Raw genomic sequence first — 21,879 nt, 5'->3', positions numbered from 1 at the left:
CTCACCGGTCCTTCTTGCGGTACATCGAAAGCATCCGCTGCGTGACGAGGAAACCGCCGAAGATGTTGACCGAGACGAGCACGAGGGCGACGAAGCCGAAGCCGGTCGCAAGCCCGCTGGTCGAGATGCCGACCGCCAGAAGCGCGCCGACGACGATGACGGAGGAGATCGCATTGGTGACGGCCATCAGCGGCGTATGCAGCGCCGGCGTCACCGACCACACGACGTAATAGCCGACGAAGATCGACAATACGAAAATCGCGAGCTGGAAGACGAAGGGATCGATCGCCCCGCCGGTCGCAGCACTTGCCGCTTCCGGTGCCTGGGCCGCCGCCGTGATCACGGCGGTCACCGCCTGGTCGAGCTGCTCCAGCGCTCTGTCCATTGCTTCACTGGCCATCAGATGTCTCCCTTCTTCGCGCCGCCGAAGGCGGGATGAACGACGTCGCCGGCATAAGTCAGCATCGTCGCCTTGACGAGTTCGTCGTCGAGGTTGACGACAACGCTCCGGGTTTCCTTGTTGACCATGGTCTCGAGGAAGGTGACGAGGTTCTTGGCATAGAGTGCCGAAGCGCTGGCCGCAACCCGGCCCGGCATGTTGGCGAAACCGATCACCCTGACGCCTTCGACATCGGCGATCTCGCCGGGGACGACGCCCTCGATATTGCCGCCGCGCTCGACCGCGAGGTCGACGGCAACCGCACCTGATTTCATCGAAGCGAGCATGGCGCGCGAAACGAGGCGCGGCGCCGCACGACCGGGGATCAGCGCGGTGGTGATGACGATATCCTGCTTGGCGATGTGTTCGGCAACCAGAGCCGCCTGTTTCCTCTGATAGTCGGCGGACATTTCCTTGGCATAGCCGCCGGTCGTTTCCGCCGCCTTGAACTCCTCGTCCTCGACGGCGATGAACTTGGCGCCGAGCGAGGCGACCTGCTCCTTGGCGGCGGGGCGAACGTCGGTGGCCGAGACCGCAGCACCCAGGCGGCGCGCGGTCGCAATCGCCTGAAGACCGGCGACGCCGGCGCCCATGACGAAGACCTTGGCAGCCGGCACAGTGCCGGCTGCCGTCATCATCATCGGCATGGCGCGGTCATAAACCGCCGCCGCCTCGATGACGGCCTGGTAACCGGCGAGATTGGCCTGGGACGACAGCACGTCCATGGACTGGGCGCGGGTAATGCGCGGCATCAGTTCCATCGCGAAAGCCGAAAGTCCGGCGCTTGCCAGTGCCGCGATCGCTTCGTCATTGCCGTAGGGATCCATGATGGCGACGATCACGGCGCCGCTTTTATAGCCGGAGATTTCCGACCCGCTGGGACGGCGCACCTTCAGCACCACGTCGGCCAAGGCTGCATCTGCAAAACTGCCGATCCTGGCGCCGGCTGCCTCGAACTCCCCGTCCGGAATACGCGAAGCGGCACCGGCGCCGGCTTCGACGACGACGTCGAAGCCGAAACTCTTCATCTTCTTCACGGTCTCGGTGGAGGCGGCGACACGCGTCTCCTCCCCCGTGTTTTCCCTTGCAACGAAAACGATATTGCCCAACTGCCCCCTCCTCCGGGTCAGCCAGACCGCCGCAGGCTTCCCTGCGCGGGCCAAGCACCTCATTCAAAAGCTTCGGAGAAGCTCTCCTCCCCTCAGAGCGCCGTGCGGCCTTTCGGACGCGCAAAGGGGCGCTCTGACCCTCTGAATCTACGCGATCAGCGGAGCAGGAAGATGCCGGCAGCGAGTAGAATGATGAAGACGAAGAGACCGCCGAGAAGGCCGGCGCCGCCGAAGAAACCGGCGGTCATCGCAAGCAGGAGGACGATGAGAAGCATCGAGCCGTATTTCGCGCTGGCGACGAACATGTCGTAGGTCTTTTCATGTTCCTTGTAGTCCATCGGCGCGCCGGTCTCGACCGGTCCGGTATGATGTTCGGCCATAAATATCGTCTCCCTGAAATGCCTCTGCGCTGCTTGATTCCCTAGCCCGAGCGAGGGAAATCCCTTCCTGCAGGAATTACACAATGACAGGCAAAAGCGCAATGCATGAGAATGCCGCGAGCGCGCCTCGCAGCGACCTCATCCGGACGAGAAGACGACCTCAACGATCGGATGAAAGGAGGTTCGGCGACAGATGCGGTTTTCGCCTGTCGTCCACGCCTCATCTGCCCTGACGGCATCGCCTCTCTATCGCGGAGAAAGGGAAATCACAGCGGCAGATCGGTGCCAAGTTCGCCTGGCGGCACGAAACGCGCCGTCGGAATGATGGTGAGCGGCGGTAGCGTGTCGTTCGGAGTGCGCGAAAACATCATACGCTGCTCGCTGGCGCTGGAGATGAAGAAGGGATAGCGCGTCAGCAGCTTGCGTCCGACCTCGATCACATTCGTCGCCATCAGCGTCACGTCAACCCCGTAACTCTCCGCCAGTCGGCCGGGCACGATGGTATCGGCATAGAAGACCCGTTTGTAGAAGGCGGCATGCGGGGGCCGGACGGATTGAATAACGCGGTCAGCTCGGAAATACGCTGCCGCAACGATGGCGGGTCTCAGCGTCAGATAGGGAACCCACGGCAGATCGGCGGTGAGCTCCGGATCGGCCGCGAAACGCGCCGGATCGATCAAGGTCAGCCCGGCGTCCAAAAGCTCATCCATCGCCTCGGGAAAGGCCTCTCCGGACCGGCTGATACGATGCTCCGGCGTCACATAGTGAATTCGGATCGTACTGACCAGTTCACCATAATAATAGAGACCGAAGATATAGGCATGGCTGTCGAAATCGACATCGTCCAATAAACCTTCCGGGGCAAGCGACAGCGCGTCGTGGGCTTTGTAGGCCTTGTAGCGCAGCCGCTCCACGTCCTCCATGTCTTCACTGCTTTCGACCCGGCGATATTCGACGTGATCTAGAATTTCTAGGATTTTCCTGCTAAAATCGCTACGCGTAAAAAGTGTGTCTGACATTCTCTCGATCCGCTCGTTAACGGATCATTAATCATACGCCGCCGATATATAGGCAAGAAAATCTGAAAATTTGGGTTGAATTTAAACTATTAAGGTTAACGGCGCGCAAGATTTTCGGCTGGGGATAACCAGTCACTTGCAGGCGGCTCAGGCGACCTTGTTGCGACGGCGCTGGACGGTGCGGCGGCCGATGCCCTCTTGTAGCAGCGTGATGTTCTGGGAAGGCACCGGCCGCGAGAAGACGTAACCCTGCACGAGATCGGCGCTGCGGTGCTTGTTGAGCAGCGCCAGCTGCTCCTCGGTCTCGACGCCCTCGATGACAATCTTCAGGCCCAATTCGCGGGCGAGATTGACTGTGCCGCGCAAGAGCTTGAGGCGGCGCGCATCCTCGACGATGTTGCGCACGAAGGACCGGTCGATCTTGACGATATCAAGCGGCAGCGTGTCGAGATAGCTGAGGCTGGAGAAACCGGTGCCGAAATCGTCGATGGCAATGGTGATGCCGCGGGACCTGAGCTCCGCCAGGATGGCGCGCACCGCCGCCGGCTCGTCGATCAGGCAGCTCTCGGTGACTTCGAGATGCAGTCGTGCCGCGGCGAGGCCGGAATGGGCAAGCGCCTCGGCAACCACTGAAAGGATGTCGGCATCGCGCAGATCCCGCGCCGAAAGGTTGACCGAAACGGCGATGTGTTCCGGCCAGTTCATGCATTCGCTGCACGCCTTGAACAGCACGAAGCGGGTGATGTCGGAGATGATGCCCATATCTTCGGCGAGCCGGATGAAGACATCGGGGGGGATCGAGCCCCTCTCCGGATGCACCCAGCGGGCCAAGGCCTCGGCACATTCGATCCGCGAGCCGTCGGCCCGGAACATCGGCTGGAAGACGAGATGCAGCGCCTGCGCCGAGACCGCATCGCGCAGATCCGCCTTCAGCTTCTGTTGCTCGATATAGCGGCCGTCCATCTCCCGCTCGAATCCTGAGATGCCGCCCTTGAAGCGCGACTTGCTTTCGAACAGGGCAAGATCCGCCTTGACGCTCCATTCGTCCATCGCGAACGCGTCGCTTTCGAGAATCGCGTAGCCGGCGCTGAGCGAAACGAGAAAAGTCACTTCGTCGACCTCGTAGTTACCCTGGATCGCGGCATGAACGCGGCGGATTTCGCGGTCGAGCGAGACCTGCTCCTTCGCACGCGGGAAGAACAGAATGAACTGATCGCCCATCAGCCGGCCGAGGATGGCATTACCGGAAGCCTGTTTGATGCGGGCGGCGATAGCGCAGAGCAGATGGTCGCCGGTCACATGGCCGCGCATGTCGTTGACATGTTTGAACTCGTCGATATCGAGCACCATGAAGCCGAGCGGCCCGTTCTTTTTCGGATACTTGGCAAAATACTCCTGCACCAACTGGCCGAAATATTGCCGGTTGGGCAGGCCGGTGAGCGCGTCGAAGCGCACCATGTGCAGGATCTTCTGCTCCGCCTTCACCCGGCTTGACACGTCCTCGAAGATCAGCACGGCGCCACCGTCGGCCCTGCGGCTGGCGGAGAATTCGAGCGACAGGCTCTCGGGAAAATGAATGAGCGTGCGCGACAGGCTGCCCTCGGCGACCTGGGTGAGCTGGCGCAGGATGAGCTCCGGTTGCGAGGCATCCATGAAGCTGTAGCGCGCGCCGTAGCGCAGCACGGCGCCGAGGTCGCGGTCCTTCAGCCGCTCCGGCGCACCGATCTTCAGAAGCTCGCAGGCCTTGCGATTGACCACCTGGATGCGGTTTTCGGCATCGACCATGACGAGGCCGTGCGGCATGTTGTTGAGAGCCGTATCGAAACGGTCGGCAATGATGGTGATTTCCCGGCGCGCAATGACGTTCTCATAGAGAAACTCGCGCACGCCGTTCGCCATGGCCCGCGTCGTCAGCCAGAAAGGAATGAGGAAGATCGACAGAACGCCGCGATAGAAATCTAGCACCAGCAGGCTGCAGACGATCATCGGCAGGCAGCAGAAGAACGTCTGGAGGTCGACTGCGAAGCGCGAGCCGTAGTTGCGGCCGACGACGGAAACCATGGTTGCCATGGTGACGGAAATGCAGGCAAGCTCCGCAAAGGAATCGCGCACGACGAAGATGGCGTAGCCGCTGGCGATGCCGAGGAGCGCCGTGGTGCAGGCTCCACTGGCAACGAGAATCCGCTCCCACCGTTCGATTCCGGCGTGCGACAGGCTCTGCTTGTCGACACGATCGAACTGCCGGAAGATGGCCATGCGAGCGCCGAAGACCAGAAGGAAGGCGACCGACAGCAGGATGTAGATGGAGTATTGTGTCTTGGCAGCCACGGCAAGGCACGTCGCAACATGTACAATCACGCCAACAAGAAGCGTCATGCGATTCCCGGAGAGGGAACTCACAAACGACAGATACACATCTATTGGGACCCTGTTCGGGTTATCTGGCTTCATCCACACTTTCCCTGTGCGCGGGAATTCTAAGCCCAACCCTTTAAAAATTGATTTCAATGGAATCAAACATTTGGTCAAATTTTCTAAAACCACAGGATGAACCGCACAGCCTACGCGAGTTAATGCAGCCTACCGGCGAGATTACTGAAATAATTTATCCACGCCTGGGTTGTTGAAATATTCGACGGCCATATGATCCTACCTGCGCACTTAAGACTATACTCAAACGCGAGGCATTTATCCTTCCAATTTCAAAGGCCGTGGTCTACATCGATTGCAAGAGAGAAAAGCTGCCGGAAAACCGGCGGGACAAGAATAAGGGGAGGCGAATGTCGGTACTTCTGGCCGCAAGCCGGCTGATCGATTCGATCAGTCAGTTCATGGGCAAACTTTCCGAATATATGGTGCTGTTCTGCTGTCTGATCAGCGCCGGTAACGCCATCGTCCGTTATGCCTTCAACTACAGTTCGAACGGCTGGCTGGAGATCCAATGGTATCTCTTCGCCTTCGTCGTCATGCTCGGCGCCTCGCATGCGTTGCGCAACAATGAGCATGTCCGCGTCGATCTGATCTATGGTTCGGTTTCCGACAAGGCGAAGATCTGGATCGACATCGTCGGCCTCATCGTCTTCCTCCTTCCCGCATGCGTCTATCTCACCTGGCTGTGCTGGCCCTTCTTCGCGCTCTCCTACCACCAGGGGGAAATATCGGGCAATGCCGGCGGGCTGATCCGCTGGCCCGTCAAGCTGATCCTCGTCGCCGGCTTCGCGTTGCTGTCCCTTCAGGGACTCTCGGAACTGGTCAAGCGGATCGCAGCGCTCACCGGCTATCTCAGCATCGATACGAAATACGAAAAGCCGCTGCAGTAACGCGGGCTGGGAGACACGGATTTGTTTGATTTCGGCATCATCCCGCCGGCCATGTTCCTGGGCATGATCATTTTCATGCTCTACGGCTTTCCGGTCGCCTTCTCGCTCGCCGCCGTCGGCTTGTTTTTCGCCATCATCGGCATCTTCACCGGCCATTTCGGCGAGGTCTTCCTGCAGGCTCTGCCGCTACGCTTCTTCGGCATCCTTTCCAACGATCTCTTGCTCGCCATTCCCTTCTTCACCTTCATGGGCGCGGTGCTGGAGCGCTGCGGATTAGCCGAGGACCTGCTCGAGGGCACCGGCAAGCTCTTTGGCGGCATACCCGGGGGCCTCGCCTATGCCGTCATCCTCGTCGGCGCCGTTCTCGGCGCGATCACCGGCACGGTGGCTGCCTCGGTCATCACCATGGGGATGATCTCGCTGCCGATCATGTTGCGCTACGGCTACAACCCGCGCCTTGCCACCGGCGTCATCGCCGCCTCGGGCACGATCACACAGGTGATCCCGCCTTCGCTCGTGCTCGTCGTTCTCGCCGATCAGCTCGGCAGGTCGGTCGGCGACATGTATCTCGGCGCGATCGGCCCCTCAATCCTGCAGGTGACGATCTTCGTGCTCTTCATCCTGGTGATGTCGATTATCCGGCCGAAATCGATGCCGCCACTGCCGAAAGAGGTACGCGGCGATTTCAACTGGGCGCTGCTCGTGAGGGTGCTGATGGGCATGGTCCCCTCGATCGTGCTGATCTTCCTGGTGCTCGGCACGATCTTCATGGGCCTTGCAACGCCGACGGAAGCAGGCGCGCTCGGCGTCGTCGGCGCCATTGTGCTTGCCGCCATGAATCGCCGCCTCACCTGGCCGCTGATCCGCGAAGCCATGTCATCGACCACGCACATCACATCCATGGTGGTGATGATCCTGATCGGCTCCACCTGTTTCAGCCTGGTCTTCCAGGGCATGGACGGCTCGCGCTGGATCGAGCACATGCTGTCGGGCATTCCCGGCGGGCCGGTCGGCTTCCTGATCTTCGTCAACATCTTCATCTTCGTGCTCGCCTTCTTCCTCGATTTCTTCGAGATCGCCTTCATCGTCATCCCGATGCTCGCACCCGTCGCCTCCAGTCTCGGCATCGACCTGATCTGGTTCGGCGTCCTGATCTGCGTCAACATGCAGACGAGCTTCATGCATCCGCCCTTCGGCTTCGCGCTTTTCTACCTGCGCTCGATTGCCGGCAAGGATGTCAAGACCTCGGATATTTACATGGGGGCTCTACCCTGGGTGGGTATGCAGCTGATCCTGGTGGCGATCGTGATTTTCTGGCCGCAATCGGTCACCTATTGGCTGGATCACGGCCCGAAGGTCGACCCGAACTCGATCAAGATCGAAGTCCCGGGCTTCGGCGGCCAGCTCGGCCTGCCGCCGATGGGCGGCGGCGGCGGCAATGGCTCGCCGCAGATCCCAGGCCTGACCCTGCCGCCGCTGAACGGCCTGCCGGGAGCACCGCCGCCACCGGCCAAATAGTCCAGCAAAAAGCAAAACCCCGGATGGATATCCGGGGTTTTGTTATTGCGCTCGTCTGAAGCGTCGACGGCGGAGAGCTTAAAGCTTTCCGGCCCGCTGCTGGATCATCATGAACGTATCGAAGGTGTATTCCGAGAGCTGCATCCAGAGATAGGCGTCCCGCTTGAAGGCGGTCTGGTCGTCGTAAATCTTCTTGAAATACTGGTTCGTGCCCGAGATTTCGCTGTAGATGCCCGTGGCTGCCTGGAAGCAGGCTTCCATGATCTCCTGGCTGAACGGGCGCAACGTCGCGCCCTCCGCGACGAGCTGCTTCAGCGCGGTTGGGTTCTTCGTGTCGTACTTCGCCAGCATGTTGGTGTTGGCAAAGGCGCAGGCGTCGGTCAGCGCTGCCTGATAATGCTTGGGCAGGCTGCTCCACTTTTCGAGATTGAAGAATCCATGCACCGTCGGGCCACCTTCCCACCAGCCCGGATAATAGTAGTACTTCGCCACCTTGTGGAAGCCGAGTTTCAGGTCGTCATAGGGGCCGACGAATTCCGCCGCATCGATCGTGCCTTTTTCCAACGCCGGATAGATGTCGCCGCCGGCGATCTGCTGCGGGATGACGCCGACCTTCTCCATGACGCGGCCGGCAAGGCCGGCAATGCGCATCTTGACGCCCTTGAGGTCATCGAGCGTGTTGATTTCCTTGCGGAACCAGCCGCCCATCTGCGCACCGGTATTGCCGGCCGGCAGGGCATACATGCCCTGCGTGGCATAAAACTCGTTCATCAGCTTGTTGCCGTTGCCTTCATAGTACCAGGCATTGGTCAGACGGCTGTTCAGCCCGAATGGAATGGCCGTTCCAATGGCATAGGTCGGGTCCTTGCCGACGAAATAATAGGAGGTGGTATGGGCAGCCTCGACCGTGCCGGCGGCAACGGCATCGACGGCCTGCAGGCCCGGCACGATTTCACCGGCCGCAAAAGGCTGGATCGTGAAATTGCCATCCGTCGCGGCGGCAACATGCTTGGCGATATCCTCGGCTCCACCATAGATCGTATCCAAGCTCTTCGGAAACGACGACGTCATGCGCCACGCGATCTTCGGATTCTCCTGCGCGATCGCAGGCGCTGCCAATGCCGTTGCGGCAACCGCACCGGCGCCGGCGGTTCCCGCCTTCTTGAAAAACGAACGACGATCCATCAAAAACCTCCCGTATAGATGGTACTGCGCGGGCGATCTTCACCCTACCTGCAGTAAGGGCAAACCTAAGCATGGCGGGGGCCGCGATTCAAGCTTTAGTCTATTAGCCTTTGGCATCAAGACGGCAATAAGGCGGCCCCCAGGCGCCCATCAAAATCAGCGGCTTAGCCGCAAACCGGAGAGCCTCCGTACCGCTTCCGCCGCAATTTGGCCACCTCACGCAGCCAAGCGTTGACTTGATGGTCGTTCTGGCGGCAGAAACGGCAAGCACAAAGATTTCACCGGGGCTGATATGACGAAACCGATCGTTGCCATTCCTGCCGATATCCGCAGCTTCGACGGCGCTACCTGGCATGCCGTACAGCATCAATATCTGCGTGCCGCGTTGAATGCCGCCGGCGTCATGGCCTTCATGATCCCGGCCTTCGAGGAAGGCTACGATACCGATGCGATCCTCGACCGCGTCGACGGTCTGCTGGTGTCCGGCTCGGCCAGCAATGTTCATCCCTCGCTCTACGGTGCCGAGGTGAATGACAAGCACGGCCCGTTCGACCCCGCCCGCGACGCCACCAGCCTGCCGCTCATCCGCCGCGCCATCGACCGCGCCGTCCCGCTGCTTGCCATCTGCCGCGGCATCCAGGAACTAAACGTCGCCCTTGGCGGCTCGCTGGCAAGCGAGATCCAGGAACAACCCGGCATCTCGGACCACCGCCGGCCGGAAGGCGTCGACCGGGACGGCATGTACGCCATTCGCCAGACCGTCCACGTCAAGGAAGGCTCCTGCATCGCAGGCATCCTTGGTCCGGGCGAGATCCGCGTGAATTCCCTGCATCGCCAGGCAATCGCCAGAACCGCCCCACGCCTGCAGGTGGAAGCGATCGCCGAAGACGGCACGGTGGAGGCCGTTTCCGTCATCGACGCCAAGGCCTTTGCCGTCGGCGTGCAATGGCATCCGGAATATTGGGCTGAAACCGACAAGTCTTCGAACCAGCTGTTCGCCGCTTTCGGCGACGCCGTCCGCAGCTATGCCGCCGCGAAGCTGCCGATGATCCCCGCGCAGGCGATCGCCTGACGGCGCGGCGCCGGCCAAGGATCGTCCGCGGAGCCAGCTATGCTAAGCCTTCTGCGGCGTCTCCGGCACCGGCGTCAGCGCCGCACCTTTCTCGAACCAGGCAATGAGATTGTCGGCGACGAGATCGGCCATCGCATTGCGTGTCGGCACCGACGCGGAGGCGACATGCGGCAGCAGCACGGCATTGGTCGGTTCCAGCAGGTCGGCCGGCACGGTCGGCTCTTCATAGAAGACGTCGAGACCGGCAGCACCGAGCGCCCCGGAAGCAAGCGCCGCACTCAGCGCCTTCTCGTCCACCGTCCAGCCGCGGCCGACATTGACGAGAATGCCGTCAGGGCCGAGGGCTGCCAGAATATCAGCATCGATCGTCTTGTGCGTCTGCGGCGTCTTCGGAACGATGGCGATCAGCGTATCCACAGCATTCGCCAGCCCCTTCAGCGTCGGGTAATAATCGTAGGACACACCGGCATGGCGCGAACGTGTGTGATAACTGATCTTCACCTTGAACGGCTCCAGCCGCTTGGCAATTTCGAGCCCGATGCGGCCAAGGCCGTAAAGCCCGACATGCCGGCCCTTCAGCGAGAAACGCGACAGCGGATAGGCCGTGCCCGGCTTCCAGTTACCGGCACGCAGCCAGGCTTCGGCCCGCGGCAACTCGCGGACTGTGTTCAGCAGTAGGCCGATCGCCGTATCGGCGACCTCGTCGTTCAGCACATCGGGCGTATTGGTGACGACAATGCCTTTTTCGGCGGCATGTTTTACATCGACGCCGTCATAACCGACACCGAAATTGGCGATCACCTCGACACGCGGCAGTTGGTCCATCCAGGCGCCCGGGAAGGAGCCGGACACGGCGACAGCGCGGATGCGGCCGGCAATCTCGCCGTCAAGCGCAAGCGTCTCCTCGCGCGGGACGGCGACAATCTCAAAACGATCCTTCAACCTGTCGAGAACACGCTCGTGTATCTTCCCAGGAACGAGAATGGCGATGCGGGACATGGCTTTTCCTCTTGGATGGCGGTCTTGGTTCAGGCGCGCGGCCGATGGGGACTGGTGGACTGGCGAATGCGCATTTCCGGCTTGATCAGATGCATACCGTCAGGCTCATGGCTGCCGGCAAGGCGATCGAGCAGCGCCCGGGCGGCTAGGCGCCCGACCTCGGCCTGACCGTTCCAGACGGTCGTTAGCGCGGGCGTAGCGATCGAGGCCTCCTCGAGATCGTCGTAGCCGGTGACGGAAATATCGCGTCCCGGCACCAGGCCGGCGCGCGCAATGCCGTTCATCAAGCCGATCGCCACGAGATCGTTCCAGCAGACGGCTGCGGTCGGCTTCTGCGGCAGCGAAAGGAAATGCACTGCAGCCTCGAAACCGCCCTGTTTCGAGCGCGGACCGGGAATGCGCAGGTTCGGATCGACCTCGATGCCGGCCTTGCGTAGCGAATTGACATAGCCCTGGTAGCGATCGCGACCCGTGGATGTCTGGTCCGTGCCGCCGATCATGGCGATCGAGCGATGACCGAGGCCGATCAGGTGGTTGGTGGCAAGCGAGATACCGTAGCTGTCGTCGCCGCGATAGGTCGGCAGGTCCTGCCCTTCCATCGAGCGGGCGACCAGGATCGCCGGCATGCCGTTGTCTTCCGCCAGTTGCACGTCCTCCGGCGGCGTACCGATCGCCGGCGACATGATGACGCCGTCGCCGCCGAGCTGCAGCAGCGTCTCGATAAAGGTGCGCTGCTTTTCGACATTGTCGTAATGGTTGGAAAGGATGAAGGTGTGCCGGCTGCGGTCGAGCTCGCTTTCGATCGCCTTCAGGATCTCCCCGTAGAACGGGTTCATGATGTCGTGCACGACGACCCCGATGATGCCGGAGCGTGAGGTCCGAAGGCTGGCGGCACGGCGATTGTAGATATAGCCGAGCGCACGCGCCTGTTCCTTGATCTTCTCCCGGGTATTGCCGGCGACGAGCGGACTGTCGCGTAAGGCAAGCGATACAGTCGCCGTTGAAATGCCGAGCGTTTCGGCGATTGTCGAAAGCTTGATCTTCTGGACCACGTGTCCTCCTCCAGGCAGCACGCAAGACAGCCAAGACCCCGCCGTCAAACCGGCGCGGCCCTTAAAATGTTTAATTAAAAGATTTAATCGTTGGAAGCAATTCGTCTTTCAGGGAAATTTCAGTCTTCGTCCGGTTCTTCGATATGAATGGCTTCGGCCTGCAGATTGGCATCGATCGCCTTCAGCAAGCGGACGAGATTGCGAATTTCCTTTTCGGAGAACTCCTGCGTCGCCAGCCTGTCGCAGGCCGAGGCCGCCATCTCGATCCCCTGAACGCTGCCGCGGCCGAGTTCGGTGAGATAGACCTTGGTGAGGCGCGCATCTTCCGCATCGGGCTTGCGCTCGAGAAATCCCTGCGCCTCCATGCGGCCGATCGTGCGCGTCATCGTCGGCGCCTTGACCCCGAGCTTCTGAGCAAGACCGCCTGCCGTCATGCCGTCGCTCTCGGCAAGCGAGAGAATGACGCCGTCCTGGCCGGCATAGAGGCCGCTTTCAAGCAGGTTGCGCGAAAGCACCGTCCGCATGGAACGCGCTGCCTGGGTCAGGGCCGGGGAGAGATCGACGAGCGTATACTCGGTCTGGTCCTTCTTCTTCTTGTTCTTTTTGCCGTCCTTGTGCTTCTTTCCCATAGCCATCCCTTTGATCTTTAAGCCCCGACGCCGCTGCGATATGACATTGCTCAGGATCTCGTCATAAACAAGAGGCAACGACCGGATGATGACACCTTCGCCGCGCTTCGAGGACGGCAACCCGGTCTTTGCGCCTGAGGGGCGCCATCTGATCGCCGTGTTGCCGCTTGGCGCCCATGAACAGCACGGCCCTCACCTGCCATTCGAAACCGACGCCCTGATTGCCGAAGGCATCGCCGGGCGATTGAAGATAGCCTTGCCCACCGGCCTGCCGGTCACCTTCCTGCCCGCCGAATCTGTCGGTTATTCCATAGAGCATATGGATGTTGAAGGAACGAAGACGCTTGCCTTCGACGAAGCGGTATACCGCTGGCTCGGCATTGCCGAGCGGCTTGCAAAGCAGGGTATCCGCAAATTCGTGATGCTGAACGCCCATGGCGGCAATTCGCCCGTCATATCAGTCGTCGCCACCGAGGCGCGGGTCCGCTTTGCCATGCTGGCGGTGGCAACGAGCTGGACCCGTTTCGGCGTGCCGGATGGCGTGATCACGCCGGAGGAAAAGGCGATCGGCATCCATGGCGGCGATATCGAGACCTCGGTGATGCTGGCGCTTCATCCCGATAAGGTGGATATGGCGAAGGCGGCGGACTTTTCCTCGCGACAGACGGAATTCGCCGAGCGTTTCAAACATCTGCGCGCCTACGGGCCGCACGCCTTCGGCTGGAAGATGTCGGATCTCAACACGGAAGGCGCGGCAGGCAACGCCGCGGCTGCGACGGCAGAGAAAGGCGAGGCGCTGATTGCCCATGCGGTAAAAGGACTGGTGGAATTGCTGAGCGATGTCGATGCGTTCGATGTCGTGCAACTGCGATGAATAAGGGGCATCTGCACCGCGCAACGATGTGATCTTATAACATTATAAAACCCTTTGAACTGCCACGCTCAAGCCATTATATGAGACCAACCGTTCAAGCAGCCGATCCCAGCCGCTCGGCCGCACGCCTAATCCTAGAGGTTCTCATGACCGACGCGATCTCCACCCAGAAGCCCATTCCCGTTACCGTGCTCACCGGTTATCTCGGCGCCGGCAAGACGACGCTGCTCAACCGCATTCTCTCCGAAAATCACGGCAAGAAATATGCGGTCATCGTCAACGAGTTCGGCGAAATCGGCATCGACAATGACCTGATCGTCGAGTCGGACGAGGAAATCTACGAAATGAACAACGGCTGCGTCTGCTGCACGGTGCGCGGCGACCTGATCCGCGTCGTCGAAGGCCTGATGCGCCGCCCCGGCCGCTTTGACGGCATCATCGTCGAAACGACCGGCCTTGCCGACCCAGTACCGGTCGCCCAGACCTTTTTTATGGATGACGATGTGCGCGCCAAGACCGAGCTCGACGCCGTCGTCGCCCTCGTCGATGCCAAGCACCTGCCGCTGCGCCTGAAGGACAGCCGCGAGGCCGAAGACCAGATCGCCTTCGCCGACGTCGTCATCATCAACAAGAGCGACCTGGTGACCCCGGAAGAACTTGATGTGATCGAGGATATCGTCCGCGCCATCAACCCGGCCGCCCGCGTCTACAAGACCAGCCGCTCCGGCGTCGACCTCGCCCGCGTGCTCGATCAGGGCGCCTTCAACCTGGAGCGCGCGCTCGAAAACGATCCGCATTTCCTGGAGCACGGCCATGACGACCACGTCTGCGGCCCCGATTGCGATCACGACCACCACCATCATGACCATGATCACCACGGCCACCAGCATGATGGTCACGACCATCATCAACATGGCGCCCATCAACATGGCGCAATGTCGGCGATCCATGATGTGACAGTGCAGTCGGTCTCGCTGCGCGGCGGCGAGATGAATCCGGAGCGTTTCTTCCCCTGGATCCAGAAGATCACCCAGACGCAGGGGCCGAATATTCTGCGTCTCAAGGGCATTATCGCCTTCAAGGAAGATCCCGAGCGTTACGTCGTTCAGGGCGTGCATATGATCATCGAGGGTGATCATCAGCGGCCGTGGAAGGAAGGCGAAAAGCACGAGAGCCGTCTCGTCTTCATCGGCCGCGAACTCGACCGCGAGAAGCTCGAAACCTCCTTCAAGGCATGCGAGGCAGCCGCCTGATGCCGACAGTTGCACCGCTTGATCTCGACGGCCACGTTCTGGCCGTCGAGTTTTTAGGTGATGTTCCCTTCTTCGCAAGCGCAAACGGTACATTCCACCGGCTGAACGGCGGCGACAGGGTTTCTGAAGCCCACCAGGGCATGCTAACCGCGATCCGCGACCCCTACAGCGAGAGCCTGATTTCGGGCGGCGAGGACGGCAAGGTGCTGCGCATTGCCGCCGACGGCAGCGTCAGCGAGATCGCGACCGCGCCGCGCAAGTGGATTTCGCAGGTGGCAGCCGGCCCGCAGGGCGCCGTTGCCTATTCCTACGGCAAGAGTTCGCTCGTGCGCCTTGCCGATGGCACGACCAAGGAATTCCCCGAAGAGCGCACCGTCGAAGGTCTTGCCTTTGCGCCGAAGGGCCTGCGCATCGCGGCCGCGCGCTACAACGGTGTGTCGTTGCACTGGATCGGCATGAATGCCAAGCCGATCGATCTGGAATGGAAGGGTGCGCATACCGGCGTCACCTTCTCGCCTGATGGTAATTTCCTCGTCACCTCGATGCAGGAAAACGCATTGCACGGCTGGAAGCTCGACATCAAGCCCGGCACCGAAGCCCGCCACATGCGCATGACCGGCTACCCTTCCAAGGTGAAATCGCTCTCCTGGTCGGTCAAGGGCAAGTGGCTCGCGTCTTCAGGCGCGCCTGCGGCAATCGTCTGGCCCTTCCAGGGCAAGGACGGGCCGATGGGCAAGGCGCCGCTGGAGCTCGGCACCCGCGCAAATATCATGGCAACCGCGGTGAAATTCCATCCGCTCGAGGACATCCTCGCCATCGGCTTCATCGACGGCATGATCCTCGCCGTGCGCATCGCCGACAGCAAGGAAGCGCTGCTGCGCCGGCCCGGCAAGGGTGCGATCACAGCGATGAGCTGGAGCAAAAACGGCAAGCTGCTCGCCTTCGGCTCGGAAGCCGGCGATTGTGGCGTCATCGATATTTCGGCTTGAGGCCCGTTGCCGGTAATGGACGACGCCCTGACGGAACCCGAAATCATGGCGCTCACCGCCGATCACATGCAAGCCGCGGCCGGAATCAGACGTGTCGCCCTGTGGCAACGGCTGCCCTGGCTGCCGGATGTACATACGCCTGAGGAAGAGGAGCAGTACTGGCGCATGCATCTGCTGCCGAATTGCTCCATCCTCGGCGCTGCCATGGGCAACCGGCTCGTCGGTGTCATCGCCTATGGCGACAGCTGGATAGAGCAGCTTTACGTTCTCCCCGGTTTCCAGGGCATGGGCATCGGCTCTTCACTCCTCGGCCGCGCCAAGGAGGAGATGAACGAGATCAGGCTCTGGACGTTTAAGCGTAATGCAGGCGCTCGTGCTTTCTACGAACGGCACGGTTTTACCGCTGAAAAGGAGACCGATGGCGCCGACAACGAAGAACGGGAGCCTGATGTGCTCTATCATTGGCGCCGGCTTCCGGAGCTGAATCCTCGCCTCCAGCCATCCGGTGGTTAGAATATGCTATCGGACTCAAGGCCGTAGGATATCGGGGGCTTGCCAAACGCCGTGCCCGGGCGAAACATGAACCACGAGCAGGAAGCGCTTTGCGCTGCAGTGGCTGACAGAGGAAACGGAAATGTCGAAATCGACCCGCCTCGGTTTAGCCGGGCAACAGCCGCAGGCTTTGGCCGACGCATCCGTCTGGACCGTGATCCGCGCCGAGGCGGCCGAGTTCGCCGCGCGCGAGCCGATATTGAGGCAGCTGCTTGCCGCTCAAATAACGGACACTGCCAACAATAATGAGATCATCGCCCGCGTGCTGGCCGCGCGGCTCTCCGTAGCGCAGGTGGAAACGGGTGATCTGTTCGATCTCATTCTGTCCACACTTGATGACGATATCATGCGAAAGGTCGAGGCCGATCTCATCGCCGTGCGCGAGCGCGATCCGGCCTGCACGACATTTCTGCACGCACTTCTCAATCTGAAGGGCTTCCATGCGCTTGAGACGCATCGCATCGCCCATGCGCTCTGGATCGCCGGCCGTCCGGAGATCGCCAGTTGGCTCGCCAATCTCGTTTCGCTGGTCTTCGGCCCGGATATCCATCCGGCGGCACAGATCGGCGCATCCATCATGCTTGACCACGGTTCGGGCATCGTCATCGGCGAAACGGCTGTCATCGAGGATGAAGTGTCTATCCTGCAGAACGTCACGCTCGGCGGCACCGGCAAGGAGACCGGCGACCGCCACCCGAAAATCCGCCACGGTGTGATGATCGGCGCAGGCGCCAAAATCCTCGGCAATATCGAAATCGGCGCCTTCAGCAAAGTCGCCGCCGGCAGCGTCGTGCTCAAATCGGTTCCCACGCATTGCACGGTTGCGGGCGTGCCGGCAACGGTCGTGCGCATCCACCGCGCCGACGAAATCCCGGCCGAGACGATGGACCAGAATATCTAGAGCAATTCCAGCAAAAGTGCGTAGCGGTTTTGCGTCCGGAATTGCGCAAAGGCAAAAAGATAGAGCCGCTTCGACATAGGAACATTCGCCCCGTTCCTACGCGGCCTGCTGATTCTCCCCGAAGGCTTCAACCCGGTTGCGGCCTTCGCGCTTCGAACGGTAGAGCGCCTCGTCCGCCTTCTGCATCAGCCGCTCAAAATCTCCGTCGCTTTCCGCACGCGCGGCAACGCCGATGCTCAGCGTCGGAAAGACGGCCAGATCCGGCCGCTGCATGACGGCAGCGGTGAAAGCGAGACGGATACGCTCGGCAATCGCCACCGCATCTTCCCGGGAAACATTTTTCAGCACCGCCAGGAACTCATCTCCACCTTGACGGGCAAGCAGATCGTCCGAGCGCATGATGCCCCTCGAAACACGGGCGAAAAGCCGCAGGACGTCGTCACCGGCGGCATGGCCATGCCTGTCGTTCAGTTGCTTGAAATGATCGATATCGATGATCAGCAGCGATACCGGCTGGGAACCGAGAGCCGGCAGATGCTGGGCAAGGCCGCCGCGATTGAGCGCGCCGGTCAGCGGATCGTGGTGAGCGAGTACGGTCAGCTGATTTCGGCTGCGCTCGGCGGCCATCAGCACCATGGCCATGCTGCGCAGCATGATGAAGGCGACCGCCGATACCGCCATCCAGCTGTGAATTGCACTGCCGCCGAAGGGATCCGGCCCGCCGATCTCACCGGTCGCCGCGAGAATGCTGCGAACCGCAAAGATCGCGGCAGTGCAGGTGTAGAGGCCGACAAGCAAGGCTGCCGAATAAAGCCTCTCGCGCCGGACAATGCCGATCGCCTCCCTTGCAACGGCAAGATCGCAGAGGCAGCAGATGACGGAGACGTAGAGGAGCCTCGCCGAGACTGCCGATGGATCGCTGACGATGAGGACGACAGGAACGCTGACGAGCATGATCGCAAGCCAAAAAGTGCGCTGCTCGAGCGCTCGTCCCGAAAAGACGCGCACGGCAAAGAACATCAGCATATAGCCGGCGATGGTGACGATATTGCCGCCGTCGATCGAGACGGAGGTGGGAACGAGATTGCGCAGCGCGACGAGAAACGAGCCGACACCGACAAGAAGGTTGCTCAAGCCCCACCAGAGCGGCCACCTCTCGAAGCGACCCGTCGCATAGGCTGCAAGCTGGAGAACGCCCAGCACGAAACAGCTCACGGCAACAATGAAATAGATTGTCCTGAGATCCAGCAGCATGGCGCTTTCCCGAAATTCTCGCGGAACTTACAGGAAGCGTTTTGCGGTTTGATTGGAGCCTTCGCTAAAAATTTAACGATCGGGGTTTTTCGCCGCTGCATAATTCAAAGTCCTACAGCGCGTCTGAAAGACGCGCGGCCCTGTCGTCAGGCGGCACGCACCGAGCCGATGATGTCCGCCAACAGACCGTGCAGCAAGTCCCTGTAGCCGCTTCGGGCAGACGGACCGCTCTCTTCCGAGGTCATGACGACGGTGAGATCGAGCGACGGCACGATGTAGAGCATCTGCCCGCCATATCCCCAGGCGAAATGCACCTGCTCGCCGCCGATCTGCCGCGTGAACCAGCCATAGCCATATTCGTCGCCCGAGAAGCGCGAGTTGGTGCGCTGCTGCCACGACTGGGCAATCCAGTCGGCAGGGACGATCTGGCGGCCGTTGGCGGTCTTGCCGCCGTTGCGGTAGAGTTCACCGAAGGCAAGCAGGGACCGGGCGCTCATCGCCATCTGATTGCCGCCCAGATAGATGCCCTGCGGATCGCGCTCCCATGCGCCAATGCGGAAACCTTCGACGGGACCCAGCCATTCGCGCGCCAACACCAGCGTCGGCCGCCGGCCGACCTTGGTGAGAATGGCCGAAAGCAGATGCGTGGATGCGGTGGAATAGAGCATCTCGCCACCTGGCTGATCGACGAAAGGCTGCGACAGCGCAAAGCGCACCCAGTTGCGCGAGGAGACCCAGCGGCCGTAGTTCGCCCCCGACATGCGTTCGAGCCCCGCCTGCATGGAGAGAAGATTGCCGATGGTGATGTCGTTGATGCGCGGGTCTGGTGCTGCCGGAAGATCGGCCTTCAGGATCGGCGCGATCTTCTGGTCCGGCCCCGTCAGCAGGCCTTTGTCGATGGCGATACCGACCAGCGCCGAAATGATCGACTTCGAAGCGGATTTGATATTGGTCGATTCCGAGGGCGAATGACCGTGGAACCCACGTTCGCTGAGCACGCGTCCGTCGCGAGCGACAATCACCGTCCTGAGAGGCCTCATCGCGGGGTCGCTCGCCGCGCGATCGAGACGCGGGCCAAGCCCGCCGACGCCGGAAACCGTGCTCTGAGCAGTCGCCGGCCCCGTTGCGGCAAGCGGCAGGCAGAAGAAAAGCAAAAGGGAAAGAAGGCGGATCATGCGACGCAAGATAGGATATCGCCGCGATATGTTCGCCTGCCGGCGCCCTTTTTCACGCGATTGTGTTCCGCGTGCTGCCGGCGCCTTTTCGAAACTTGATGCCAGAAAGACAATCCGCGCCGCAACCACACCAGGCCCGCCTGCCTGCGTGGTCAAACGGCGCGGATCTTACCAGCCGGGGGAAAAATTCCCAACCTGGCCGGCCGGTCGGCGCAGCCTTACGGCTCTGCGCGTCGTTTCAGGCCCACCCGGCCCAATCCCGTTCTAGGCTGCGCGGCGAACCGGCGCGCTGGCCAGCATGCGTCCCGAGGGCACGATCATGCCGGCCGCGCCGTCAAGCCAACCTTCCGTGAGCTCGAGCGCCAGAAAGCGCGAGCGTTCGAACGGACCTGGCATGACGAGATGGCGAGCCTTTTCGGCAAAGAAGCCGAAACGTTCGTAATAGGCAGCATCGCCGACGAGCAAGACGGCGCCGTGCCCGCGCTTCTTCGCTTCGAGAATCGCCGCGCGCATCAGCGCCGAGCCGATGCCCTTGCCGCCCTGATGCGGCGCAACGGCGAGCGGTCCAAGCAGCAGCGCATTGATCGGTGTGCCTTCGTCATTGACGCCGGCCTCGATGTTCCAGAGCCGCACCGAGCCGATGACATGGCCGTCGCGATCGCGCGCGACGAGCGCAAGGCCCTCGGCCGGGACGCGGTTGCGGCGGATCTTCTCCGACGACTTCTTGCGGCGACCCGGGCCCATGACGCGGTCGAGCAGATTTTCACGCGCAACGACATCCGAGGGATTTTCGGCGTCGATGGCGAAAGTGGTAGGCGCAAAGAATGCGCGGACAGAATCAAGAACAGCGGCCATCTTGGCCTCCCGTACCCAATACCGTTATCAGCGGCGATGAAGGAAAATTGTGAAATTGCCGCCCCGGCTGGTTACGGGGCCGGCGGAAACGACCTTAGATGACGTAGGCCTTCAACGGGTCGAAACCGTTGAAAGCGACCGCCGAATAAGTCGTCGTATAGGCGCCGGTGCCTTCGATCAGGACCTCGTCGCCGATCGAAAGGGAGATCGGCAGCGGATAGAGGTTCTTCTCGTAGAGCACGTCGGCCGAATCGCAGGTCGGACCGGCAATGACGCAGGGCTCCATCTCGTCGCCGTCGTGTTCCGTACGGATCGGATAGCGGATGGCTTCATCCATCGTCTCGGCGAGACCGCCGAACTTGCCGATGTCGAGGAAGACCCAGCGGGCATCGTCATTGTCCGACTTCTTCGAAATCAGAACGACTTCCGCCTTGATGACACCGGCATTGCCGACCATGCCGCGGCCCGGCTCGATGATCGTCTGCGGGATCTGATTGCCGAAATGCGTGCGCAGCGCCTGGTAGATCGACTTGCCGTAAGCTTCTGCGGACGGAACGTCACGCAGGTACTTGGTCGGGAAGCCGCCGCCCATGTTGACCATCTGCAAGTGGATTCCCTGCTTGGCAAGCGATACGAAGACGCGCTTGGCATCGGCAAGCGCCGAATCCCAGGCATCGACCTTGGTCATCTGCGAACCGACATGGAACGAGACGCCATAGGACTGAAGGCCAAGCTGATGGGCGTAGACGAGAACGTCGACAGCCATCTGCGGAACGCAGCCGAACTTGCGCGACAGCGGCCATTCGGCGCCTTCGCCATCGGTGAGCACGCGGCAGAAGACACGGGCGCCGGGAGCGGCGCGCGAAATCTTCTCGACTTCCTCGTGGCTGTCGACGGCAAAGAGGCTGACGCCGAGCGCATGCGCGCGGGCAACGTCACGTTCCTTCTTGATCGTGTTGCCATAGGAGATGCGGGCGGCGGTCGCACCGGCTTCGAGCGCCATTTCGATTTCGGCAACGGATGCACAATCGAAATTGGAGCCGAGGCCTGCAAGAAGCTTCAGCACTTCGGGAGCCGGGTTGGCCTTGACGGCGTAATAGATGGCGCTGTCCGGCATGGCGTGACGGAAGGCGTGGAAATTGTCGCGAACGACGTCGAGGTCAACCACGAGGCAGGGACCATCGGGACGTCGGGTTGCGAGAAAGTCGCGGATGCGCTGAGTGGTCATATCGATTCCCTCTTCCAATTCCAGAGCTCCGGCATGAACCGGAGGACAAAGGGCATACGATAGCTCGCATTGGAAC

The 21,879-nt window shown here is 61.3% G+C and carries 21 protein-coding genes; 8 read left to right on the top strand and 13 right to left on the bottom strand.

What is annotated here, in order from left to right:
* Position 1: 1 nt before the first annotated feature.
* The 5 genes from RWJ89_RS25650 to RWJ89_RS25630 form a co-directional block, all read right to left on the bottom strand.
* Entirely contained in the window at positions 2 to 400 is a 399-nt protein-coding gene (locus RWJ89_RS25650; RefSeq protein WP_003542949.1) for a proton-translocating transhydrogenase family protein, read from the bottom strand.
* A complete protein-coding gene (locus tag RWJ89_RS25645) occupies positions 400 to 1,548 on the bottom strand; it encodes a Re/Si-specific NAD(P)(+) transhydrogenase subunit alpha (RefSeq protein WP_131641701.1) in 1,149 nt (382 codons plus the stop codon). Before RWJ89_RS25645 ends, RWJ89_RS25650 begins: the two co-directional genes overlap by 1 nt.
* A gap of 155 nt (positions 1,549 to 1,703) precedes the next feature.
* Complete coding sequence (locus RWJ89_RS25640) at positions 1,704 to 1,928, bottom strand: aa3-type cytochrome c oxidase subunit IV (protein ID WP_017962129.1); 225 nt, start codon at positions 1,926 to 1,928, stop codon at positions 1,704 to 1,706.
* Positions 1,929 to 2,194: 266 nt separating this feature from the next.
* The gene (locus tag RWJ89_RS25635) at positions 2,195 to 2,947 is read right to left on the bottom strand and encodes an N-acyl amino acid synthase FeeM domain-containing protein (protein WP_017962130.1); all 753 of its coding nucleotides are present in this window, start codon (positions 2,945 to 2,947) and stop codon (positions 2,195 to 2,197) included.
* Between the two features lie 147 nt (positions 2,948 to 3,094).
* A complete protein-coding gene (locus tag RWJ89_RS25630) occupies positions 3,095 to 5,398 on the bottom strand; it encodes a putative bifunctional diguanylate cyclase/phosphodiesterase (protein WP_072640546.1) in 2,304 nt (767 codons plus the stop codon).
* A 329-nt stretch (positions 5,399 to 5,727) separates the two neighbouring features.
* Here RWJ89_RS25630 and RWJ89_RS25625 point away from each other — a divergent pair, with 329 nt between their 5' ends.
* Positions 5,728 to 6,267, top strand: a complete 540-nt coding sequence (locus RWJ89_RS25625; RefSeq protein WP_026265450.1) for a TRAP transporter small permease subunit — start codon at positions 5,728 to 5,730, stop codon at positions 6,265 to 6,267.
* 21 nt (positions 6,268 to 6,288) lie between these two features.
* Positions 6,289 to 7,785, top strand: a complete 1,497-nt coding sequence (locus RWJ89_RS25620; protein WP_131641702.1) for a TRAP transporter large permease — start codon at positions 6,289 to 6,291, stop codon at positions 7,783 to 7,785.
* Positions 7,786 to 7,863: 78 nt separating this feature from the next.
* Here the strand turns inward: RWJ89_RS25620 and RWJ89_RS25615 are convergent, their stop codons facing one another.
* Positions 7,864 to 8,970 (bottom strand): TRAP transporter substrate-binding protein, encoded by a 1,107-nt coding sequence (locus RWJ89_RS25615; RefSeq protein ID WP_003552852.1) that lies wholly within the window; start codon positions 8,968 to 8,970, stop codon positions 7,864 to 7,866.
* 292 nt (positions 8,971 to 9,262) lie between these two features.
* Here RWJ89_RS25615 and RWJ89_RS25610 point away from each other — a divergent pair, with 292 nt between their 5' ends.
* On the top strand, positions 9,263 to 10,042 hold the full coding sequence (locus tag RWJ89_RS25610) for a gamma-glutamyl-gamma-aminobutyrate hydrolase family protein (RefSeq protein ID WP_131664435.1): 780 nt from the start codon (positions 9,263 to 9,265) through the stop codon (positions 10,040 to 10,042).
* Between the two features lie 42 nt (positions 10,043 to 10,084).
* Here the strand turns inward: RWJ89_RS25610 and RWJ89_RS25605 are convergent, their stop codons facing one another.
* The 3 genes from RWJ89_RS25605 to RWJ89_RS25595 all read right to left on the bottom strand — a co-directional run bounded on the left by RWJ89_RS25605 (position 10,085) and on the right by RWJ89_RS25595 (position 12,722).
* Positions 10,085 to 11,041, bottom strand: coding sequence for a 2-hydroxyacid dehydrogenase (locus RWJ89_RS25605; protein ID WP_131664436.1), 957 nt, complete (start codon positions 11,039 to 11,041; stop codon positions 10,085 to 10,087).
* A 29-nt stretch (positions 11,042 to 11,070) separates the two neighbouring features.
* Positions 11,071 to 12,093 (bottom strand): LacI family DNA-binding transcriptional regulator, encoded by a 1,023-nt coding sequence (locus RWJ89_RS25600; protein ID WP_003542973.1) that lies wholly within the window; start codon positions 12,091 to 12,093, stop codon positions 11,071 to 11,073.
* A gap of 119 nt (positions 12,094 to 12,212) precedes the next feature.
* The gene (locus RWJ89_RS25595; protein ID WP_168256436.1) at positions 12,213 to 12,722 is read right to left on the bottom strand and encodes a MarR family winged helix-turn-helix transcriptional regulator; all 510 of its coding nucleotides are present in this window, start codon (positions 12,720 to 12,722) and stop codon (positions 12,213 to 12,215) included.
* 85 nt (positions 12,723 to 12,807) lie between these two features.
* Between RWJ89_RS25595 and RWJ89_RS25590 the strand changes: the two genes are divergently transcribed.
* The 5 genes from RWJ89_RS25590 to cysE all read left to right on the top strand — a co-directional run bounded on the left by RWJ89_RS25590 (position 12,808) and on the right by cysE (position 17,291).
* A complete protein-coding gene (locus tag RWJ89_RS25590) occupies positions 12,808 to 13,596 on the top strand; it encodes a creatininase family protein (protein ID WP_168283083.1) in 789 nt (262 codons plus the stop codon).
* Between the two features lie 146 nt (positions 13,597 to 13,742).
* Positions 13,743 to 14,849, top strand: a complete 1,107-nt coding sequence (locus RWJ89_RS25585; RefSeq protein ID WP_316031655.1) for a CobW family GTP-binding protein — start codon at positions 13,743 to 13,745, stop codon at positions 14,847 to 14,849.
* Positions 14,849 to 15,838: a WD40 repeat domain-containing protein gene (locus RWJ89_RS25580; RefSeq protein WP_316031654.1), complete on the top strand. Its 990-nt coding sequence runs from the start codon at positions 14,849 to 14,851 to the stop codon at positions 15,836 to 15,838. Before RWJ89_RS25585 ends, RWJ89_RS25580 begins: the two co-directional genes overlap by 1 nt.
* A gap of 15 nt (positions 15,839 to 15,853) precedes the next feature.
* Positions 15,854 to 16,351, top strand: coding sequence for a GNAT family N-acetyltransferase (locus tag RWJ89_RS25575; protein ID WP_316031653.1), 498 nt, complete (start codon positions 15,854 to 15,856; stop codon positions 16,349 to 16,351).
* 121 nt (positions 16,352 to 16,472) lie between these two features.
* A complete protein-coding gene (gene cysE, locus RWJ89_RS25570; protein WP_222055257.1) occupies positions 16,473 to 17,291 on the top strand; it encodes a serine O-acetyltransferase in 819 nt (272 codons plus the stop codon).
* Between the two features lie 96 nt (positions 17,292 to 17,387).
* Here the strand turns inward: cysE and RWJ89_RS25565 are convergent, their stop codons facing one another.
* From RWJ89_RS25565 to odc2, 4 genes are all read right to left on the bottom strand, one after another.
* Positions 17,388 to 18,545 (bottom strand): GGDEF domain-containing protein, encoded by a 1,158-nt coding sequence (locus RWJ89_RS25565; RefSeq protein ID WP_222010914.1) that lies wholly within the window; start codon positions 18,543 to 18,545, stop codon positions 17,388 to 17,390.
* Between the two features lie 146 nt (positions 18,546 to 18,691).
* A complete protein-coding gene (locus RWJ89_RS25560) occupies positions 18,692 to 19,720 on the bottom strand; it encodes a serine hydrolase domain-containing protein (RefSeq protein WP_168258708.1) in 1,029 nt (342 codons plus the stop codon).
* A gap of 264 nt (positions 19,721 to 19,984) precedes the next feature.
* Positions 19,985 to 20,575: a GNAT family N-acetyltransferase gene (locus RWJ89_RS25555; RefSeq protein ID WP_131664445.1), complete on the bottom strand. Its 591-nt coding sequence runs from the start codon at positions 20,573 to 20,575 to the stop codon at positions 19,985 to 19,987.
* Between the two features lie 94 nt (positions 20,576 to 20,669).
* Positions 20,670 to 21,803, bottom strand: coding sequence for an ornithine/lysine decarboxylase (odc2, locus tag RWJ89_RS25550; RefSeq protein WP_003542992.1), 1,134 nt, complete (start codon positions 21,801 to 21,803; stop codon positions 20,670 to 20,672).
* Positions 21,804 to 21,879: the final 76 nt, after the last annotated feature.

Origin of the sequence: Rhizobium sp. 10PS4 (assembly GCF_032464805.1) — a bacterium.
In the GTDB taxonomy this organism is placed as follows: Bacteria; Pseudomonadota; Alphaproteobacteria; order Rhizobiales; family Rhizobiaceae; genus Rhizobium; species Rhizobium laguerreae.
Note: the sequence above shows the minus strand (reverse complement) of the source record. Positions and strands in the feature narration are given on the sequence as shown.

Coding starts and splice junctions, on each gene's coding strand:
- RWJ89_RS25650 (WP_003542949.1), bottom strand. CDS start 400: ATGGCCAGTGAAGCAATGGACAGAGCGCTGGAGCAGCTCGACCAGGCG.
- RWJ89_RS25640 (WP_017962129.1), bottom strand. CDS start 1,928: ATGGCCGAACATCATACCGGACCGGTCGAGACCGGCGCGCCGATGGAC.
- RWJ89_RS25635 (WP_017962130.1), bottom strand. CDS start 2,947: ATGTCAGACACACTTTTTACGCGTAGCGATTTTAGCAGGAAAATCCTA.
- RWJ89_RS25630 (WP_072640546.1), bottom strand. CDS start 5,398: ATGAAGCCAGATAACCCGAACAGGGTCCCAATAGATGTGTATCTGTCG.
- RWJ89_RS25625 (WP_026265450.1), top strand. CDS start 5,728: ATGTCGGTACTTCTGGCCGCAAGCCGGCTGATCGATTCGATCAGTCAG.
- RWJ89_RS25615 (WP_003552852.1), bottom strand. CDS start 8,970: ATGGATCGTCGTTCGTTTTTCAAGAAGGCGGGAACCGCCGGCGCCGGT.
- RWJ89_RS25610 (WP_131664435.1), top strand. CDS start 9,263: ATGACGAAACCGATCGTTGCCATTCCTGCCGATATCCGCAGCTTCGAC.
- RWJ89_RS25605 (WP_131664436.1), bottom strand. CDS start 11,041: ATGTCCCGCATCGCCATTCTCGTTCCTGGGAAGATACACGAGCGTGTT.
- RWJ89_RS25595 (WP_168256436.1), bottom strand. CDS start 12,722: ATGGGAAAGAAGCACAAGGACGGCAAAAAGAACAAGAAGAAGAAGGAC.
- RWJ89_RS25590 (WP_168283083.1), top strand. CDS start 12,808: ATGATGACACCTTCGCCGCGCTTCGAGGACGGCAACCCGGTCTTTGCG.
- RWJ89_RS25585 (WP_316031655.1), top strand. CDS start 13,743: ATGACCGACGCGATCTCCACCCAGAAGCCCATTCCCGTTACCGTGCTC.
- RWJ89_RS25580 (WP_316031654.1), top strand. CDS start 14,849: ATGCCGACAGTTGCACCGCTTGATCTCGACGGCCACGTTCTGGCCGTC.
- RWJ89_RS25575 (WP_316031653.1), top strand. CDS start 15,854: ATGGACGACGCCCTGACGGAACCCGAAATCATGGCGCTCACCGCCGAT.
- cysE (WP_222055257.1), top strand. CDS start 16,473: ATGTCGAAATCGACCCGCCTCGGTTTAGCCGGGCAACAGCCGCAGGCT.
- RWJ89_RS25565 (WP_222010914.1), bottom strand. CDS start 18,545: ATGCTGCTGGATCTCAGGACAATCTATTTCATTGTTGCCGTGAGCTGT.
- RWJ89_RS25560 (WP_168258708.1), bottom strand. CDS start 19,720: ATGATCCGCCTTCTTTCCCTTTTGCTTTTCTTCTGCCTGCCGCTTGCC.
- RWJ89_RS25555 (WP_131664445.1), bottom strand. CDS start 20,575: ATGGCCGCTGTTCTTGATTCTGTCCGCGCATTCTTTGCGCCTACCACT.
- odc2 (WP_003542992.1), bottom strand. CDS start 21,803: ATGACCACTCAGCGCATCCGCGACTTTCTCGCAACCCGACGTCCCGAT.